Source organism: Lentzea waywayandensis, from assembly GCF_900115955.1.
GTDB classification, from domain to species: domain Bacteria; phylum Actinomycetota; class Actinomycetes; order Mycobacteriales; family Pseudonocardiaceae; genus Lentzea; species Lentzea waywayandensis.
The window spans coordinates 1,015,835-1,034,938 of record NZ_FOYL01000002.1 but is presented as its reverse complement, the minus strand read 5'-3'; the positions used below and the strand labels follow the sequence as shown (position 1 = coordinate 1,034,938).

Here is a 19,104-nt window from a genome sequence, read left to right as displayed (position 1 = left end):
GAAACCTTTTCGAGAACGTCACCGCGGGAGATAGCGCCGCAACGGTTGTGACTCCAGCACCAGCTTCCTGAGGTCGGAGAGTGTGCCGTGGGCCGCCCCCACGGCACGCGCCTGCACCAGGACGTTCCCCAGCGCGGTCGCCTCGGCCGGACCCGCCACGACGGGCAGACCGCACGCGTCCGCGGTGAGCTGGCAGAGCAGCTCGTTGTGCGAGCCGCCGCCGACGATGTGCACGACGTCGACCTCCTTGCCGGACAACCGCTGCGCGTCCGCGATGGCATCGCGGTGGGCCAAAGCGAGACTGTCCAGAATGGACCGGACGATCTCCGCTCTCGTCATGGTCTTCCCGCACCACTGCTGGATGCGGGCGGGCATGTCGCCGGGCGGGAGGAACACCGGGTCGTTGGGGTCGAACACCGCGCCTGACGCAGTGCCGGCTTCCCGCAGCAACGGCTCCAGCGAGGTGTCCCAGGTCCGCAGGCATTCCTGCAGGAGCCAGAGGCCCATCACGTTGCGGAGGTAGCGGATCGTGCCGTCGACCCCGCCCTCGTTCGTGAAGTTGGCGGCGCGGCTCTCGGCGGTGAGCACCGGGAAGTCGAGTTCGACGCCGACCAGCGACCACGTGCCGCACGAGATGTAGGCGAACCGGTCCGTCTCCGCGGGCACCGCGACGACGGCGGACGCGGTGTCGTGCGAACCGACCGCGGTGACCGGGATGCCCTTGAAGGTGCCCGCGAGGTCGCCGGGATGGCGCAGGGCCGGCAGGAGGCCGGGTGGGAGGTCGCGGGTCAGCTCTGGTGACCACTGTCCTGTTCGGACGTCGATCAGGCCGGTCGTGGTGGCGTTGGTGTACTCGGTGCCGCGTTGCCCGGTCAGCCAGTAGGAGAGCAGGTCGGGGATCAGCAGGAGCTGGGAGGCCTGGGGGAGCAGTGGTTCGGCCATCAGCTGGAACATCGTGTTGAACGGCTGGAACTGCAGTCCGTTGATCTCGTACAGGCCATCGGCGGGCGTGATGCCGTCGGTGCGGGAGTCGCGGTAACAAACGGGATTGCCCAGCAGTTCGCCGGACGGGTCGAGGAGTCCGTAGTCGACCGCCCAGCTGTCGATGCCGATGCTCGCCAGGCCGCCGGCGCGTCTCAGTCCGGCGAGAACCTCGTGGTAGAGGCCGGGCAGGTCCCAGTGCAGCCGGTCGCGGTGGCGCACCGGCCCGTTGGCGAACCGGTGCACCTCCTCGATGTGCACGTTGCCATCGGTGACGATCCCTCGTACCACCCGGCCACTGGACGCGCCGAGGTCGATCGCCGCGACCGCTGTCATCGCAGGAACGCTGCTGCGACGCCGGCGTCGACCGGCACGTGCAGGCCGGTCGTGAGGGACAGGTCGCCGGCTGTTAGCGCGAACACCGCCGCTGCCACATGTGAGGGCAGCACCTCGCGCTTGAGCAGTGTGCGCTGGGCGTAGAACTCGCCGAGCTTCTCCTCGGGCACGCCGTAGACGGCGGCGCGCTGGGCGCCCCAGCCGCCGGCGAAGATCCCGGAACCGCGGACCACGCCGTCGGGGTTGATGCCGTTGACGCGGATGCCGTCCCCGCCGAGTTCGGCTGCCAGCAAGCGGACCTGGTGCGCCTGGTCGGCTTTGGCCGCTCCGTACGCGACGTTGTTCGGGCCGGCGAAGACCGCGTTCTTGCTGGAGATGTAGACGAGGTCGCCGCCCATGCCCTGAGCGCGCATGACCTTGGCCGCCTGCTGCGAGACCAGGAACGATCCCTTGGCCATCACGTCGTGCTGGAGGTCCCAGTCGGCCTCGGTGGTCTCCTCGAGCGGCTTGGAGATCGACAGGCCCGCGTTGTTGACCACCAGGTCGACGCCGCCGAACGCGAGTGCCGCCGCACGGAACGCCTCGGCGATGCCCGCGGCGGAAGTGACGTCGACCGTCACCGGCACCGCCACGTCCGAGGAACCAAGGCTCAAAGCGACTTCACGCGCGCTGTCACCGTCCCGGTCCGCCACCACGACGCACGCACCCTCGGCGGCGAGTCGCTGAGCGACCGCGCGACCGATGCCCGAGCCACCACCGGTGACGAGGGCGACGCGGGTGGCGAGCGGCTTGGGCTTCGGCATCCGCTGGAGCTTGGCCTCCTCGAGCGACCAGTACTCGATGCGGAACTTCTCGCGCTCGTCGATCGGCGCGTACCGCGAGACGGATTCGGCGCCCCGCATGACGTTGATGGCGTTCACGTAGAACTCTCCGGCGACGCGCGCGGTCTGCTTGTCGCGGCCGAAGCTGAACATCCCGACGCCCGGCACGAGCACGATCGCCGGGTCGGCGCCGCGCATGGGCGGGCTGCCCGGCTCGGCGTGCCGCTCGTAGTAGGATCGGTAGTCCTCGCGGTAGGCGTCGTGGAGCTGTTCCAAGCGCGTGACGGCGTCCGTCAGCGGCGCGGTCGGCGGCAGGTCGAGCACCAGCGGCCGGACCTTGGTGCGCAGGAAGTGGTCGGGACACGACGTGCCGAGCGCGGCCAGTTCCGGATGCCGTTCCCGCGACAGGAAGTCGAGCACCACGCCGGAGTCGGTGAAGTGGCCGACCTGCGGGCTGTCCGTGGAAGCCAGGCCGCGGATCACCGGTGCCAGCTCGGCGGCCCGCACCCGCCGCTCGTCCGCAGACAGCGGCGCGTGGACCACCGGCCCGAACGGCTCGGCGCGGCCGTGTTCGTCCAGGTAGCGCTGGGCGGTCTCGATGATCTCCAGCGAGTGCGACTCGCACTCCTCGCTGGTCGCGCCCCACGCGGTGATGCCGTGCCCGCCCAGGACGACGCCGATCGCCTGCGGGTGGTCGCGCTTGATCGCCGCGATGTCCAGCCCCAGCTGGAAACCGGGCCGCCGCCACGGCACCCACGCCACGCGCTCGCCGAAGCACGCCTTGACCAGTGCCTCGCCGTCCGCGGCCGTCGCGAACGCGATGCCCGCGTCCGGATGCAGGTGGTCGACGTGGGCGGCGTCGACCAGGCCGTGCATGGCCGTGTCGATCGACGGCGCCGCGCCTCCCTTGCCGTGCAGGCAGAAGTCGAACGCGGCGACCATCTCGTCCTCGCGCTCCACACCCGGATAGACCTCGGTCAGCGCGCGGAGCCGGTCGAGCCTGAGCACGGCGAGCCCGGACTCCTTCAGCGTTCCCAGGTCGCCGCCGGATCCCTTGACCCACATCAGGTCCACGGGCTGCCCGGTCACCGGATCCGTCTCGGCTCCCTTGGCCGAGGTGTTGCCGCCCGCGTAGTTGGTGTTGCGCGGATCGGCGCCGAGCCGGTTGCTCCGCCCCAGCAGCGCTTGGACCTGCTCCATCACGCACCCCACCCGGCGGCCTCGCCACCGACTCGTTCCCGGACGATCTGCTCGGCGTACCCGGACCGCCGGTACGCGGCCATCGGATCGGGATCGAGGCCCATCTCCGCGCGGAGCTCCCGCAGAAGTGGCCGCACGTCGGTGTTGTACGCGTCCATCACCGCGGCGTTGGCACCCAGCACGTCACCGGCCTGCTGGGCCTCCGACAACATCTTCTGGTCGACGAGCAGCGCCTTCGCCGTCGCCTCCTGGACGTTGAGCACCGACCGGATGATCGCCGGGATCTTCGGCTCCAGGTTGTGGCACTGGTCGAGCATGAACGCGATGCCGGCGGCCGGCTTCAGCGCGTCGGCCAGCACGATCTCGTGCATGATCCGGAAGAGCTGGAACGGGTCCGCCGCCCCGGCCATCAGGTCGTCGTCGGCGTAGAAGCGCGAGTTGAAGTCGAACGCGCCGAGCTTGTCCGCCCGCAGCAGGAACGACACGATGAACTCGATGTTCGTGCCGGGGGCGTGGTGCCCGGTGTCGATCACGACCTGCGCCCGTTCGCCCAGCTGCACGCAGTGCGCGAACGCAGTGCCCCAGTCCGGCACGTCCGTGGCGTAGAAGGCGGGCTCGAAGAGCTTGTACTCCAACAACATCCGCTGATCGGCGCCGAGCCGTTCGTAGGTTTCGGCCAACGCCTCGGCGAGCCGGTCCTGGCGTGCTCGAAGGTTGTCCTGGCCGGGGTAGTTCAGGCCGTCGGCGAACCACAGCTTGAGATCGCGCGACCCCGTCTGGTCCATGATGTCGACGCAGTCGAGCAGGTGCCCGATCGCCTTGCGGCGCACCGTCGCGTCCGGATGGCAGACGCTGCCGAGCTTGTAGTCGTCGTCCTGGAACACGTTGGAGTTGATGGCCCCGAGCGCGACGCCCCGGTCCCGCGCGTACTCGGACAACTTCCCGTAGTCGTCGACCCTGTCCCACGGAATGTGCAACGCGACGGTCGGCGCGATGCCCGTGAGCCGGTGCACCACCGCGGCGTCGTCGATCTTCTCGTACGGCGTGCGCGGAACTCCTTGCTGCGCGAACACCTTGAACCGGGTGCCGGAGTTGCCGTACGCCCACGACGGCGTCTCGATCCGTTGCTCGCGCAGCGCGTCTTTCACACTCATGGTTCTCCCCAAAGCTTTTCAGTCGAGGTGGAAGACCTCGTCGAGCGGGCGCATCCGTTCGTCGGCGTTGCCGTCGCCTTCGAAGAACTCCGCCATCTCGGTCTGCCAGCGCGCGTTCACCTCGGTGCGTGCCATCTCCGCGAGCGCCGCGTCGAAGTCGTCGCACTCGAGGTAGCCGATGAGCAGGCCGTCCCCGGCGAGGAAGAGGGAGTAGTTGCGCCATCCCGCTTCGCTGAGGGCGGCCCGCATCTCCGGCCACACCTCGCGGTGTCGCGCCCGGTACTCGTCGAGACGGTCCGGGCGGACCCGCAAGGTGAAGCAGACGCGCACGTCAGAAGTCGAACTTGTCGATGTTGTCCTTGGTGAACACGGTCGGCGGGCCGAGCACGACCTCGCCCTTGGCGCCGATCGTGTAGTCGCCGAGCTCGCCGGCCTTGTACTTCTCGCCCTCCGCACCGGTGATCTGCCCGGACGCGAGCGCGGCGGCGGTGTAGGTGGCGAGGTAGCCGAGCTTGCTCGGGTCCCACAGCGCGAACGACTTCACCGTGCCGTCCTGGACGAACTTCCGCATCTGGTTCGGCGTGCCGAGACCGGTCAGCTGCACCTTGCCCTTGTACTCCGAGGAGCTGAGGTACCGGGCGGCGGCCGCGACACCGACGGTGGTCGGCGAGATGATGCCCTTGAGGTTCGGGTGCGCCTGCAACAGACCCTGGGTCTTCTGGAACGACGTCTGGTCGTCGTCGTTGCCGTACGCGGTCTCCACGAGCTTGAGACCGGCGAACTCGGGCTTCGCGAGCTCGGTCTTCATGACCTCGATCCACGCGTTCTGGTTGGTGGCGTTGGGAGTCGCGGACAGGATCGCGATCTCACCGGATCCGCCGACCGCCTCGGAGATCAGCTTCACCTGGCCGGCGGCGATCTCGGTCGACGTGGCCTGGTTGATGAAGACGTCCCTGGCGTCCGGCGCCGCGTCGGAGTCGAACGTGACGACCTTGAGTCCTTGTGAACGCGCGCTCTTCAACGCCGGAGCCACGGCGTTGGCGTCGTTCGCGGAGATCACCAGCGCGTCCTGCTTCTGCTGCGCGGCGGTGTTGATGTAGGTGACCTGCGAGGAGGCGGCCGCGTCGGACGGTCCCGTGGCCTTGAGCTCGGCCTTGATCGCCGTGCCCGCCTGTTCGGCACCCTTCTGCGCCACGGTGAAGTACGGGTTGTTGACCTGCTTGGGCAGGAACGTGATCTTCAGGCCCTCTTTGAGTGCCGCGTTGGGATCGCCCTTGGCGGCGTTGGTGGCGCCACCGGTCTGGTCGCCCGCGCTGTCCTTCGTGGTGCCTCCGCAGGCGGTGAGTGCGACAGCCCCGGACATCACCAGGGCAAGCACTAGACGTGTGTTCATGGGGCTGCCTTTCTTAGGCTTCCTACGCGACGGGTGACGGACGGAGCGAGAACGCTCACCAGCAGCAGGAGGCCGGTGACGATGGTGAGGACCTCGGTGGAGGTGTCCTGCAGGATCAGGAGGTTGCGCAGACCGCCCAGCAGCAGCACGCCCGCGAGCACGCCGAAGAGCGATCCCTTGCCACCGAAGATGGACACGCCGCCGAGCAGCACCGCGGCGACGACGGCCAGCTCGAGCCCGACGCCGTTGTCCGCGCGGGCGCTGGAGAAGCGGAACGTGTAGACGATGCCGGCGATCGCGGCCACGGCCCCGGCGAGCACGAACAGGGACAGCTTGACGCGCTTGACCCTGATGCCGGAGAAGCGCGCACCCTCTTCGTTGGAGCCGATCGCGTAGACGGACCGGCCGAACGAGCTGGCGTGCAGGGCGACGCCGAACAGGACGGCGAGGATCGCGGCCAGCACGATCGGATAGGGGATGTCGGTGCCGGGCAACGGAGTCGTGCCGAACGAGGTGTAGCTCGCCGGGAAGTCGGCGACCGCGGTGTCGCCCAGCACGACCAGCGCGAGGCCGCGGTAGAGCGCGAGCGTGCCGATCGTGACGGCGAGTGAGGGCAGCCCGAGGCGAGTGACCAGCAGGCCGTTGACCGCTCCGCACACCGCGCCCACGACGATCACGGTGGGCAGGATCGTTTCCAGCGACCAGCCCGCGTTCCACAGCCAGCCGATCAGAGCGCTGGACAGGCCGAGCACCGACGCGACGGACAGGTCGATCTCGCCCGCGACGATCACCAGCGTGAGCGGGAGGGCGATCAGCGCGATCTCGCCGATGTCGAGGCCGAGGTAGAAGAGGTTGCCGCCGGACAGGAACGAGCCGTCCGTGCTGACCTGGCCCGTTAGCGCTACCACGATGAGAAGGAACACCAGCGCGGTCTCCCACCGCAGGAGGTTACGCATGGCTGGTCCCTTCGGAGGTGCGCAGGGCTTTCGCCAGTCGCAGTGCCAGGAGCCGGTCGACGGTGATCGCGCTCAACAGGAGCGCGCCCGCGATCGCCTGCTGCCAGAACGCGGGGATCTGCAACACCACGAGGCAGCTTGTGATCGTGCCCAGCAGGAGCGCGCCGAGCGCTGCCCCGGTCACCGTTCCGGAGCCGCCGAAGATCGCGACTCCGCCGACCACGACCGCCGCGACGACCTGGAGTTCGAGGCCGGTGCCCGCGGCCGCGTCGACCGTTCCGTACCGGGCCACCCACAGCGCGCCCGCGAGCCCGGCGATCAGTCCGGAGACGGCGAACGTGGTGAGCGTGCGCTTGGCGACCGGGATGCCGGCGAGCGTGGCGGCCTCCGGGTTCGAGCCGATCGCGTACAGCTCGCGGCCGGACCGGTAGGAGCGCAGGTAGACGGCGGCCACCACGATCACCACGACGGCGACCAGCACGAGGATCGGGATGCCGAGGACGCGGCTGCTGCCCAGGTTCAGCAGGGCGTCCGGGAGATTGGCGGCGTTGACCTGCTTGCCTTGGGCCAGTGCGTAGTCGACGCCCCGGAACACGTACAGCGTGCCGAGGGTGACCACGAGGCTGGGGACGTTGCCGAGCGCGACCAGCAGGCCGTTGAGCAGGCCGCACGCGAGACCGACCGCCACACCGAAACCGATGCCCAGGACGAGTGGGGTGCCGGGGTTGTCGGCGAAGTGCTGGGCGGTGAGGAAGGCGGACAGGCCCAGGACCGAGCCGACGGACAGGTCGACGTTGCGGGTGATGACGACGAGGGTCTGACCCACGGCGAGAAGCGCGACGATCGAGGCGTTGAGGAGGAGGTCGCGGAGGCTCTGGGGCTGGATGAAGCGCGGGTTGACGATCGCGGTGGGGATGACCACGAGGGCCAGCGCCACGACGATGCCGAGTTCGCGGACCCGGCCGACTCGGGTGCTCAGGCGGCGGGCGGCGGTGCGACGAGAGGGTGCGACGGCAGGGGTGAGTTGGGTGGTCATGGAGCCACCGCCCGCCCGCAGAAGCGACGACGTGCCGGCGTTGCGATCATTTCGCCACCGCCTGTCCCGCGGCCGCCATCGCCACGCGTTCCTCGGTCGCCTCGGCCCGCGACAGTTCCTCGACCAGACGGCCTTCGTGCATCACCAGCACGCGGTCGGCCATGCCGAGCACCTCCGGCAGTTCCGACGAGATCATCAGCACCGCGACGCCCTGCCCGGCCAGTTCGGACAGCAGCCGGTGCACCTCGGCCTTGGTGCCGACGTCGATGCCGCGCGTCGGTTCGTCGACGATCAGCACGGACGGCCGGCGCGCCAGCCACTTCGCCAGCACGACCTTCTGCTGGTTGCCGCCGGACAGCACGCCGACCGGGTCGCTCAGCTTCGAGAACTTCAGCCGCAGCTTCACCGCCCAGTCCTGGGCGAGCGCACGTTCACTACGACGGCGCAGCAACCCGAACGTCGACAGCCTGCCCAGCGAGGCGAGCGCGGTGTTGCGTTCGATGGACGCGTCCATCACAAGTCCCTGCTGGCGGCGGTCCTCCGGCACGAACCCGATGCCCGCGGCCATCGCGGCGGTGGGGGAGCCGTACTTCAGCCGCCGGCCTCCCACGTGCACGGAACCCGCGTCGGGACGGTCGATGCCGAAGATCGCCCGGGCCACCTCGCTGCGGCCGGCGCCGACGAGCCCGGACAGGGCGACGATCTCGCCCGCGCGCACGTCGAAGGAGACGTCGGTGAACACGCCTTCGCGGGTCAGGCGCTGCACCGAGAGCAGCACCTCTCCGGCGGTCGTGTCCTGTTTGGGGAAGAGTTGCGACAGTTCGCGGCCGACCATGCGGCGTACCAAGGAGTCCGGTGTCTCGTCGGTGAGTTCGCCGGACCACACGAACCCCCCGTCGCGCAGCACGGTGGCGCGCTGGCACAGTTCGAACACCTCGCCGAGCCGGTGCGAGACGAACAGCACGGCGGCGTCCTGCGCGCGCAATGCCTGCACCACCCCGAAAAGCCGCTGGACCTCGTGCGCGGACAGGGCCGCGGTCGGTTCGTCCATCACGATCACGCGGGCGTCGAACGACAACGCCTTGGCGATCTCGACGAGCTGCTGGTCCGCAATGGACAGTCCGCGTGCCGGACGGGCCGGGTCGAGCTTGACCCCCAGGCGGGAGAACAACTCCGACGTGCGGGCGTGCATCGAGGCGACGTCGATGCGGCGGCCGAACCCGAGCGGCTGGCGGCCCATGAACACGTTCTCGGCCACCGACAGGTCGCCGAACAGCGTCGGTTCCTGGTAGATGATCGCGATGCCCGCGGCGAGGGCGTCGGCGGGACCGGAGAACCGTTGCGCGGCGCCGTCGACGAGCACTTGTCCGGCGTCCGGGCGGTGGACCCCGGCGAGTGTCTTGATCAGCGTCGACTTGCCGGCGCCGTTCTCGCCGAGCAACGCGTGGGCCTCGCCGGGCAGCAGTCGCAGCGACACCCCGGACAACGCGCGGACGGCGCCGAAGGACTTGCTCACCTCGTCCAGTGTCACCACGGGAGGTCGGTCCACGTCCGTCTCCTCGATGTTGAAACGTTTTAACGCCTGAGTTACGAGCACTCTGGGTGTGTTACGGCACCATGTCAAGGGTTGCGGGGTACGATTCGTTGTCACGTTTCAACAAAGGAGCCGCCGGTGAAGCCGTCAGTGGGCATCCGCGACGTCGCGCAGCACGCCGGCGTGTCCAACGCGACCGTCTCGAACGTGCTGAACCGGCCCGACGTCGTCGCTCCCGCCACGCGCCAGCGGGTGCTGGCCGCCATCGAGGAACTCGGCTTCGTGCGCAACGAGTCCGCGCGTCAGCTCCGCGCGGGCCGCAGCCGGGTGATCGCCTACGTCGTGCTCGACGCGGCGAACCCGTTCTTCACGGACGTGGCGCGCGGTGTCGAGGACGCGGCGCGGGAGGCGGGCCTCGCCCTGTTCCTGTGCAACAGCGCGTCGGACGACGGCCGCGAACGCGAGTACCTGGAGCTGCTGCACGAACAACGCGTCGAGGGCATCCTGATCACCCCGGTCGACGCGGAGTGCGCGCAGATCGCCGAACGCGGCACGCCCGTCGTGCTGGTCGACCGCGAGGCGACGGACGGCACGCGCTGCTCGGTGGCCGTGGACGACGTGCTCGGCGGCGAACTGGCGGTCACCCACCTGATCGAGAACGGCCACACCCGCATCGCGATGGTCGGCGGCCCGCTGTCCATCCAGCAGGTGCGTGACCGGCGTGAGGGTGCGATGCGAGCGCTCACAAATGCGGGGCTCCCTGCTGACGCGCTCACGTTCCTCGAAACCAAGAGCCTGCAGGTGGCGGAAGGCCGGGGCGCGGGGGAGAGGCTCGTGGGCCTGCCCGCCTCGCGCCGTCCCACGGCGGCGTTCTGCGCCAACGACCTGCTCGCGCTCGGTCTGCTCCAGTCGATGACGCAGCAGGGCCTGCGCGTGCCGGACGACCTGGCCGTCGTCGGCTACGACGACATCGAGTTCGCCGCGGCCGCCGCCGTTCCACTGACTTCGGTGCGCCAGCCGCGTGAGCAGCTCGGCCGCACCGCCGCCCAGCTGCTGCTGACGGAGAACGAGCCGGACCACGAGCACCGGCACGTGAAGTTCCAGCCGGAGCTCGTGGTCCGCGCCTCCACCGCGGTCAAACGGCGGGCGTGAGTTACCTGACGAGCATCATTTCCCTGTCGTTTTCCACAATCCTCGAACTGTCCGGCGGAAGGTAGACGTTCAGGGAGGCGGAAGTGAATGCGATGCCCTGGCGGAACGCCTTCGTGCGCGACACCACGGTCACGTCGACCTTGTGGTAGTCGCCGGTGCACGGAACGCTCGACGTGTACTTGTCGCCGATCGCGAGGTCACCCCGCACGTTCTGCGTGACCTGCACCCACAACGACCCGGTGGCGCCGTTCTGGCACATCACGCGGGTCGGCACGACGACGGCGACGCCCCGCGCCTCCAGCCTGGCCTGCGGTGCGAGAGCCACGGCCGCCTCGATCTGTGCCGCCGACGCCGGCAATGCGGTGGCCAGTATCGCGGCCGCGGTCAGCACGAACGCCGAAATTGCACGCACGATTGTTCACCTCGTTCTTGTGGAAGGGCGGAATGCGGCCGCACGCCGACATTAGCCACGAGGTCTCAGGCGGTGCGAGGGGCCATTGATCATCGCGAATCCGGTCCGCATGGGTTGGATCACCGGTCTGGTGGGCACCCACCGGTGGTCCCGCCCGAACGGAAAGGCCCGCCCATGCCGCCGGACAGTGTTCTTCTCGCCGACCGGTACCGGCTGGGCGAGGTGCTCGGCACGGGCGGGGTCGCGCAGGTCCGCCGGGCCAGGGACGTCCTGCTGGCGCGGGACGTCGCGATCAAGCTGTTCCGGCCGGGCGAGGACCTGGCGGACGCACAACGGATCGACAACGAGATCTGCGCTCTCGCGGGCCTGTCGCATCCGGGCCTGGTCACGGTCTACGACGCGGATCCAGGCGGCGAGACGCCGTACGTGGTGCTGGAACTCATCGAGGGCAGCACACTGCGCGAGCGCGCCTCGAAAGGGCCGATGGCCGTCGAGGACGTGCGCCGGGTGGGTGCGGCACTGGCCGACGCACTGGCTCACGTGCACGCGCGCGGCTTGGTCCACCGTGACGTCAAGCCCTCCAACATCCTGCTCGACGCCGAAGACCAGCCGCGCCTGGCCGACTTCGGCCTGGTGCGCTTCAACGGCGGCGCGAGTCTCACCAGGACTGGTCACGTCGTCGGCACGGCCGCCTACCTCGCCCCGGAACAGGTGCGCGGCCAGGAGGTCACCGCGGCGACCGACGTCTACGCGCTGGGGCTGGTGCTGCTGGAGTGCCTGACTGGACGCCGTGAGTACGAGGGCGCGGAGGTCGAGGCCGCCGTCGCCCGGCTGCACCGGCCACCGGAGGTGCCGGACGACCTGCCGTTCGACCTCGTGCGGTTGCTGTCCAGGATGACGTCCCTGACCGCGGCCCGCCGTCCCTCCGCTCGCGAGTGCGCGAAGGCTCTGCTCACGCCGGCGTCGGACCCGCCGACTCTCGTGACGGCACCACCTCGGCCGCCCCGTTCACGCGGACTGCTCGCGGCCGCCTCGATCGTGGTGCTGATCTCGGCGATCGGCACGGGGATCAGCGCCTGGAACAGCGCCACGTCAACGGGTTCGGAGCCGCCGGAGACCACCTCGCCCGCCTCGACCCAGCCGCGCACGGCGGAGTTCGTCCCCACGCCCGTCGTGGTGCAGCCGACCGCTCCGGCAGTCGCGCCGCCGGTCCAGGCCGTGGACAGGGACAAGCCGGACAACAGCGGTAAAGGCAACTCCGGCAAGGGGAAGGGCAAGCGGGACGGGAACTGACTCAGCGCAGGGGAAGGGTGATCGAGGACGGGTGCGCTGGTCCACAGTGGACCGTCTGCTGCGCCGCGATCATCGTCGTGGCCGTCGCCTGCGGTTCGCCGGTGCCGGGATTGCGGGCGTACCGGGGGAACGCGCCGCTGGAGACCTGCACCCGGATGCGGTGCCCGCGCCGGAATCGGTACGCCGTCGGCCACAACCGGACAGCGGCGCACTGCGGTTCTTCCGCCGAAGTCAGGGTCACCAGGCCGTCGCACACGTTCCACGAGCGCCCGGCCTCGTCGACATCACAAAGCCGGACGAACACGTCGGCGTGCGCGAGTGACGAGGAGAACCAGATCTCCGCGCTGACCTCACCGATCACCTCGACGTCCTGGTCGAGCACGGGCGTGGTGTAGGTGAGCACGTCCGGCCGGGCCTCCAGGGCGGTGTTGTCCACACGACCGCCGTCCCGCGCCAGGCGCACACCGCCGGACGCCGGGGTGGGATCGGCCGGGTCGTAGCGAAAGGTGTCCACTGAGGACTCGTCAGGCGTCGCCGAACCGAGTGCGCCGCCCGAACCCAGGTGGAAGCGCGTGGGCGAGTAGCCGGAGGGCGGCCAGGAGTCGAACGAACGCCAAGCGTCCTCACCCATCACGTACAGCCGGACCGCGGCACGGGGAGGTGGTTCCTCACCGCGGGCGTGCGCGAGACCGAACTCCACGGCTTCGCCGACCGGTGCGGCCATGACCTCCGTGTGGGTCCACGGACCGACGGTCAGCCTCGGGGAACGGCCGTTGTCCTGCAACGCCTGGAAGTCGCGCAGCTGACCGGGCAGGAAGATGTCGTACCAGCCGCCGATGGAGCTGACCGGCACGGTCACACCGGCGACCCGGTGGCTGTGGTCGAACCCCTCCCAGCGCGCAGAGCCGGCGTCGTGCGTGAGGATGTCCTGGATGTAGCCGGAGCGCGAGCCGAACGCCGCGATGTCCGCTTCTCGCAACGGAAGCGTCCGCAGTGCTCGCGCGGTCTTCTTGTCCTGGAACGTCTTGCGCAGCATCGCCAGCGGGCGTTGCTGGGTGCCGACCAGCACACCCCACTCGAACGGCGTCTCCAAGGACAGGCCGTCGGTGCGCAGGAACTCCAGCGTCAAAGCGGATTCCGTGACCACCGGGATCATCGCCTTGACCTGGGACGGCAGCTGGTCGGCGACCGCCCACTGCACGTGGCCGAGGTAGCTCAGCCCGTAGAGCACGATCGCGTCGCTCCACGGCTGCTCCACCAGCCAGTCGAGCGTCGCGAGGCCGTCCGCGCGTTCCTGGCGCATCGGGTCGAACGTGCCGCCGGAACCGAAACCGCCGCGCACGCTCTGGATCACCACCTGGTAGCCGCGCTCGGCCAGCGGCCGCGCCAGGATCGTGCCGAACATGCGCCGGCCGTACGGGGAGCGGATCAACGCCGTCGGCAGCCCGTCGCCGCCGGAGCGTGGCGTCCACCGGTCCGCGAGCAGGTCCACGCCGTCGGGCATCGGGACGCGCAGATCTCGTTGCACCACCACGTCGCGGGTCAGCGGCGGTGAGAGCTTCAGGCCGCGCTGAAGAAGAAGGCTGATCATCGGGGCTCCAGGAGTAGTGAGATCACGCTGATCAGCCGGTCGGTGAAGGTCTCCGGATCGGGCGCTCCCGCGACCACCCAGGACGTGACGAACGACCCGGCGCCGCCCGTGACGAACGCGGCGAGGTCGTCGACGGCCTGCTCGGAGAGCCGGTCGCCGTGCACGTGCTCGACGGCCTGCCGGTTGATCGGCAGGAGCAGGCTGATGAGCCCGCGGTCCAGCGCGAACGCGCACGAACCGGTGAGCAGCGCGCCGTAGAACACCCGGTGGTCGGCGAAGTGACTGGCCACGGCGAGGGTCTCGGCCCGCGGGTCCACCGCCTGGCTGAAGCCGGTGAGCCTGGGCAGCAGCTCACGCCGCGCGAGGTCGAGCCCCGCCTCCAGCAGCAGCGAGTCGAGGTCGCCGAAGTGCTGGTAGACGACCCGCCTGCTGACGTCGGCCGCCTCGGCGATCTCGGACACGGTGATCGCCGCCGTGCCCCGCTCGGTGACCAGGTCGACCACGGCCCGCAACACGGCCGCGCGAGTGCGGCGCACCCGGCGGTCGCGTGCGGGCTCGACCTCGCTCAGATCCATGCGCCAGATCGTGTAACAGTTGTTACTAAGTAGTCAAGTGTTACTTATCTTCGTCGCGGTGGCCGCGCAGCGAACCGGGGTGAGCCTTGGCCGACGGGTCGTTGCGCGTCTTGACCAGGCTGGCGACGGTCACGATCACCAGGATCGCGATGATCACGCCGAGACTGAGCGGCGTCGGCACCTCGGGCACGCTCGCGGAGATGTCCACGTGCGCCCAGTGCAGGATCAGCTTGACGCCGATGAACGCGAGGATGATCGCGAGCCCGGCCGACAGGTACACCAGCCGGTCCAGCAGGCCCTTGACGAGGAAGAACAACGCGCGCAGGCCGAGCAGCGCGAACGCGTTGGCGGTGAACACGATGTAGGGCTCCTCGGTCACGCCGAACACCGCAGGGATCGAGTCGAGCGCGAAGAGCAGGTCGACGCCGCCGATCGCGACCAGCACGACGAACAGCGGAGTGGCGAACCGCTTGCCGTCGACGCGGGTGAAGATCCTGCCGCCGACGTAGTCGTCCGTGACGGGCAGGAGCTTGCGCGCGGTTTTCACGACGATGTTGTTCTCGACGTCGGGATCCTCGTCGCGGTGCCGGAAGAGCTGCACGGCCGTGAAGATCAGCAGCAGGCCGAACAGCAGGAACATGAACGAGAACAACGACAGCAGCGTCGCGCCGACCGCGATGAAGATGCCGCGCATGATCAGCGCGAGCACGATGCCGAACGTCAGCACCTTGTGCTGGTGCTCCTCGGGCACCAGGAACGTGGTCATGATGATCACGAAGACGAAGAGGTTGTCGACCGACAGGCTCTTCTCGACGATGTAGCCGGCGAAGTACTCCGCGCCGAACCCGCCGCCGTGCGCGCTGGCGAACCACACGCCGAAGCCGATGGCGACGAGGATGTAGAACACCGACCACAGACTCGCCTCGCGGAAGCCGATCCGGTGCGGCCGCCACGCCGCGAGCACGAGGTCGGCCGCCAGCAGCACGACGATCACCCCGATCGTCATCGCCCACGTCAGTCCGCTGATCTCCAGCACAGAACACCCCTCTGGCAGCCCGGTCCGTCCGCAGTGGACGTTACCGGTCCGCCAGAGGGACGACCGCCAGGAACTCGCGGTCAGATGGGTGCGTCGTGGTGTCGCCCGGACCGTATGGGGGCGTGGGGGCGGTGCCGCGAGGCGTCCTGCTGAGCGTGAACAGGCCCGCCAACGTCCGAGGGCCGCGCCGCTAGGAACTCGCGGTGAACTCCGGTGTCGCGGTGCGGTCGAACCCGACGCGCCGGGCGGGCCCGGTCAGCGTGAGCTTCAGCGCGGTGTGGATGTTCGCGCTCGACGTGCCGACGTGGAGCTCGACGTCACCGGGATCGACCTGGCGGTGGCCCGCGCGGCCGGTGTAGGAGGTGAGGTCCGCGTGCAGCCGTGCGGTGACGGTGCGGGTCTGGCCGGGAGCGAGGTCCACCTTCACCGCGCCGATGAGCTGCCGGACTGGCCGCGCGACCTCCGCGACCGGGTCGTGCAGGTAGATCTGGACGACCTCGGTGGTCGCGATGTCCATGTCGTTGCGCACGACCACGTGCACGCTGCAGATGCCGTCAGTCGGCCACTCGCGTTCCTCGGAGCCCGCCGTCACCCACGTGGCGGGCGCGTAGGAGAGTCCGTGACCGAACGGGAACAGCGGGGTCGGGTCGACCGTGCTGACCTCGCTGCGGGTGCCCAGCTTGGCGCTCAGGTACGTGGAGGGCTGGGTGGATCCGGCGCCGGGGAAGCTGACCGGGAGCCGGCCGGACGGGTTGACGTGTCCACTGAGGACACCCGCGAGTGCCGCCGCGCCCTCCTGCCCGGGGTAGAAGCCGCACACGACGGCGGCAAGCCGGTCGGCCTGCCGGGACAGGTCGTAGGGCCGGCCCGACAGCAGCACGAGCACCACAGGCATGCCGGTGTCGAGCACCGCCTCCAGCAGTTCCTCCTGACGGCCGGGCAACTTCAGGTCGGCGACGTCGCAGCCCTCACCGGACGTGCCCTTGCCGAACAGGCCCGCCTTGTCGCCCAGCACCACGACGCAGATCTCCGACTGCCGCGCGGCCTCGACGGCTTCGGCGATGTCGTCGTCGGTTCCGCCGAGCACCGGACATCCGCGTGCGAACGTCACGTCGTGGTCCGCGCGCAACGCCTCCAGCACGGTGGTGACCTCGATGCCCATCTCGACGTCCGGGTGGTGCACGCCGACGTGCATCGGGAACGAGTAGCAGCCCATCATCGCGCCGGGCTCGTCCGCGCGCGGGCCGACCACGGCCAGTCGCTTGCCGGACAACGGCAGCACGCCGTCGTTGTGCAGCAACACGATCGAGCGTTCGGCCACCTCGCGGGCGAGCGCGCGGGACTCCGGGTCGTCCACGGTGAGGTCCGCGTCGGGGGCGGGGGAGTAGTCCGGGTCGAGCAGGCCCAGGCCGAACTTCTGCGTCAGCACACGGGACAACGCCCTGTCGACGAGCGGCATGTCCACCCGGTCGAAGTAGAGGCCTTCGAGCAGGGGTTCGCCGTAACAGTCCACAGTGGGCAGTTCGACGTCGATCCCGGCTGCCAGCGCCTGTGCGGCCGCCTCTTCACGGCCCGCGGCGACACCGTGCAGCTTGTGCAGGAACGCCACCGAGAAGTAGTCGGCGACCACGGTGCCGGTGAAGCCGTACTCGTCGCGCAGCAACGCGGTGAGCATCGACGGATCGGCGGCGACGGGGACGCCGTCGTTGTCGGCGTAGGAGTTCATCACCGACCGGGCACCGGCGCGCAGTGCCATCTCGAACGGCGGCAGGATCACGTCCGCCAGTTCGCGCGGCCCGATCGACACCGGCGCGAGGTTGCGTCCCGCGCGGGAGGCCGAGTAGCCGGCGAAGTGCTTCAAAGTGGCCACGATTCCAGCCGATTCCAGGCCCTCGACATAGGCGGCGCCGATGGTGCCGACGAGGTGCGGGTCCTCGCCGATGGTCTCCTCGACCCGGCCCCAGCGCAGGTCGCGTGCGACGTCCAGGACGGGCGCCAGGCCCTGGTGGATCCCGAGGCGGCGCATCGAGTCACCGAACCGCGCGGCCATGCGCCGCACCAGGTCCGGTTCGAAGGTCGCGCCCCAGCACAGCGGGGACGGGTACACCGTCGCCTGCCACGCGGCCAGTCCGGTGAGGCACTCCTCGTGCACCACGGCGGGAATCCCGAAGCGGCTCGACCCGACGACCTGGCGCTGGGTGCGGGCCAGCGAACGCGCGCCGACCTCCGGCGCGATCGGCCGGGTGCCGAAGACGCGGGTGAGCTGACCGATGCCGTGCTTGGTCGCCTCGTCGAAGTCCTGTGGTGCCACGGCGAACTCGTGCTGGTGCGGTGCCATCTCGCCAGCGGCGTCGATGCCGACCCAGATGCCCTGCAACTGCGCGATCTTCTCCTGCGGCGTCATCCGTGCGATGAGATCGCGCACGCGGTCGGCAACAGGGGCGTGCGGGTCGCGCCAGAGCTCGTCCGGCGCGGTGGCTTCTGTCGTCACGGGAACAACCTCACGGAGTCAGGGGGCGGGTCGACTGCCGGACGACCAGCTCGGTGCCCAGGGTGATGTGGGTGTCGCCGGGCTCGGTGCCGTTGATCAGCCGCACCAGCAACTCGACGGCGCGGTGGCCCATCTCGCGGATCGGCTGCTGCACCGTCGTGAGCGGCGGCGTGCACAGCGCGGACTCGGGGATGTTGTCGAAGCCGACCACCGACAGGTCCTCCGGCACCCGCAGGCCGAGCTCGCGGGCGGCGTCGATGGCCGCGATGGCGGTGGTGTCGTTGGCGGCGAAGATGGCGGTCGGCCGGTGGGGGCGGCTCAGCAGGGAGCGCGTGGACGCGGCGGCCACGTCCGCGTCGTAGTCGCCCCGGCAGACCAGGCTCTCGTCGACCTCGACGCCCGCGCTGGCGAGTGCTCCCCGGTAGCCGGTTTCGCGCTGCTGCGCGGACTTCAGGTCCGCGCGGCCGGTGAGCAGCCCGATCCGGCGGTGGCCGAGTGCGAGCAGGTGCTCGGTCGCGAGCCGTCCGCCGTGCAGGTTGTCGGAGTCGACCGTGGGCAGCGCCGCGCGCCCGGTGTGCGGGTCGACGGCGACGACGGGGGTGCCGGGCAGGCCTTCGAGATCGACGGCCGGCGTGACCAGCACGGCGCCGTCGACGAGGGTGCCGCTCAGCCGGGTCAGGTAGCGCTGTTCCCAGCCCTGCGGGTCGCCGGTGCGACCGCCCGCCGAGTACACCACCAGCTCGAAACCGGTGCCGCGGATGGCATCCGCCGCGCCCTTGAGCAGTTCGGTGCTGAACGGCTCGATGTCGGCGACCAGGATCCCGATGACGTTCGTGCGGTGGTTGCGCAGGCTTTGCGCGACCAGGCTCGCCTCGTACCCCAGATCCTTGATCACGGCCGTGACCCGCGCGAACGTCTCCGCGGAGACGCCGTACCGCTGGTTGAGCACCTTGGACACGGTGGCTACCGAGACGCCGGCCTGAGCGGCGACGTCCTTGATCGTGACGCGAGAGCGTGGAGGCACCGGGTCAGGCTAGCCGTGTAAAACGTTATCGACAACGATTGACACGAGGCCGATTTGGCGGGAGTCTCTGGCCCCAACACACGCAGTCCAACTCGGCCGACGTCGTCAGGAGTGGACCC

General features: G+C 69.8%; 16 protein-coding genes. 2 read left to right on the top strand and 14 right to left on the bottom strand.

Annotated elements, in window-relative coordinates:
* Nucleotides 1–18 precede the first annotated feature (18 nt).
* The 8 genes from BM417_RS09445 to BM417_RS09410 are packed head-to-tail and all read right to left on the bottom strand — an operon-like array spanning nucleotide 19 to nucleotide 9,441.
* A complete protein-coding gene (locus BM417_RS09445; protein ID WP_093590084.1) occupies nucleotides 19–1,317 on the bottom strand; it encodes a rhamnulokinase in 1,299 nt (432 codons plus the stop codon).
* Complete coding sequence (locus tag BM417_RS09440; protein WP_093590081.1) at nucleotides 1,314–3,338, bottom strand: bifunctional aldolase/short-chain dehydrogenase; 2,025 nt, start codon at nucleotides 3,336–3,338, stop codon at nucleotides 1,314–1,316. Before BM417_RS09440 ends, BM417_RS09445 begins: the two co-directional genes overlap by 4 nt.
* The gene (rhaI, locus tag BM417_RS09435) at nucleotides 3,338–4,492 is read right to left on the bottom strand and encodes an L-rhamnose isomerase (RefSeq protein WP_093590078.1); all 1,155 of its coding nucleotides are present in this window, start codon (nucleotides 4,490–4,492) and stop codon (nucleotides 3,338–3,340) included. Before rhaI ends, BM417_RS09440 begins: the two co-directional genes overlap by 1 nt.
* 18 nt (nucleotides 4,493–4,510) lie before the next feature.
* On the bottom strand, nucleotides 4,511–4,822 hold the full coding sequence (locus BM417_RS09430) for an L-rhamnose mutarotase (protein WP_093590075.1): 312 nt from the start codon (nucleotides 4,820–4,822) through the stop codon (nucleotides 4,511–4,513).
* Nucleotide 4,823: 1 nt separating this feature from the next.
* Complete coding sequence (rhaS, locus tag BM417_RS09425; RefSeq protein ID WP_218164408.1) at nucleotides 4,824–5,885, bottom strand: rhamnose ABC transporter substrate-binding protein; 1,062 nt, start codon at nucleotides 5,883–5,885, stop codon at nucleotides 4,824–4,826.
* Nucleotides 5,882–6,841 carry an ABC transporter permease gene (locus tag BM417_RS09420; protein ID WP_093590072.1) on the bottom strand — a complete coding sequence of 320 codons (960 nt, stop codon included), beginning with the start codon at nucleotides 6,839–6,841 and terminating at the stop codon, nucleotides 5,882–5,884. The genes rhaS and BM417_RS09420 overlap by 4 nt, the downstream gene beginning before the upstream one ends.
* Nucleotides 6,834–7,877: an ABC transporter permease gene (locus tag BM417_RS09415; protein WP_093590069.1), complete on the bottom strand. Its 1,044-nt coding sequence runs from the start codon at nucleotides 7,875–7,877 to the stop codon at nucleotides 6,834–6,836. Before BM417_RS09415 ends, BM417_RS09420 begins: the two co-directional genes overlap by 8 nt.
* Nucleotides 7,878–7,923: 46 nt before the next feature.
* Nucleotides 7,924–9,441, bottom strand: coding sequence for a sugar ABC transporter ATP-binding protein (locus BM417_RS09410; protein ID WP_143138597.1), 1,518 nt, complete (start codon nucleotides 9,439–9,441; stop codon nucleotides 7,924–7,926).
* A gap of 108 nt (nucleotides 9,442–9,549) precedes the next feature.
* Here BM417_RS09410 and BM417_RS09405 point away from each other — a divergent pair, with 108 nt between their 5' ends.
* On the top strand, nucleotides 9,550–10,563 hold the full coding sequence (locus BM417_RS09405; protein ID WP_245821802.1) for a LacI family DNA-binding transcriptional regulator: 1,014 nt from the start codon (nucleotides 9,550–9,552) through the stop codon (nucleotides 10,561–10,563).
* 1 nt (nucleotide 10,564) lies between these two features.
* Here the strand turns inward: BM417_RS09405 and BM417_RS09400 are convergent, their stop codons facing one another.
* Nucleotides 10,565–10,975: a hypothetical protein gene (locus tag BM417_RS09400; RefSeq protein ID WP_143138572.1), complete on the bottom strand. Its 411-nt coding sequence runs from the start codon at nucleotides 10,973–10,975 to the stop codon at nucleotides 10,565–10,567.
* 174 nt (nucleotides 10,976–11,149) lie between these two features.
* On the opposite strand from BM417_RS09400, the gene BM417_RS09395 reads away from it, so the two are divergent.
* Entirely contained in the window at nucleotides 11,150–12,268 is a 1,119-nt protein-coding gene (locus tag BM417_RS09395; protein WP_093590060.1) for a serine/threonine-protein kinase, read from the top strand.
* 1 nt (nucleotide 12,269) lies between these two features.
* On the opposite strand, the gene BM417_RS09390 is transcribed toward BM417_RS09395, so the two are convergent.
* The 5 genes from BM417_RS09390 to BM417_RS09370 all read right to left on the bottom strand — a co-directional run bounded on the left by BM417_RS09390 (nucleotide 12,270) and on the right by BM417_RS09370 (nucleotide 18,985).
* Nucleotides 12,270–13,859 (bottom strand): CocE/NonD family hydrolase, encoded by a 1,590-nt coding sequence (locus tag BM417_RS09390; protein WP_093590058.1) that lies wholly within the window; start codon nucleotides 13,857–13,859, stop codon nucleotides 12,270–12,272.
* Nucleotides 13,856–14,434 (bottom strand): TetR/AcrR family transcriptional regulator, encoded by a 579-nt coding sequence (locus BM417_RS09385; protein ID WP_093590056.1) that lies wholly within the window; start codon nucleotides 14,432–14,434, stop codon nucleotides 13,856–13,858. Before BM417_RS09385 ends, BM417_RS09390 begins: the two co-directional genes overlap by 4 nt.
* A gap of 40 nt (nucleotides 14,435–14,474) precedes the next feature.
* Nucleotides 14,475–15,470, bottom strand: a complete 996-nt coding sequence (locus BM417_RS09380) for a TerC/Alx family metal homeostasis membrane protein (protein WP_093590054.1) — start codon at nucleotides 15,468–15,470, stop codon at nucleotides 14,475–14,477.
* 190 nt (nucleotides 15,471–15,660) lie between these two features.
* Entirely contained in the window at nucleotides 15,661–17,961 is a 2,301-nt protein-coding gene (locus tag BM417_RS09375; protein ID WP_093590051.1) for a beta-xylosidase/alpha-l-arabinosidase, read from the bottom strand.
* Nucleotides 17,962–17,971: 10 nt separating this feature from the next.
* Nucleotides 17,972–18,985 carry a LacI family DNA-binding transcriptional regulator gene (locus BM417_RS09370; protein WP_093590048.1) on the bottom strand — a complete coding sequence of 338 codons (1,014 nt, stop codon included), beginning with the start codon at nucleotides 18,983–18,985 and terminating at the stop codon, nucleotides 17,972–17,974.
* Nucleotides 18,986–19,104 lie beyond the last annotated feature (119 nt).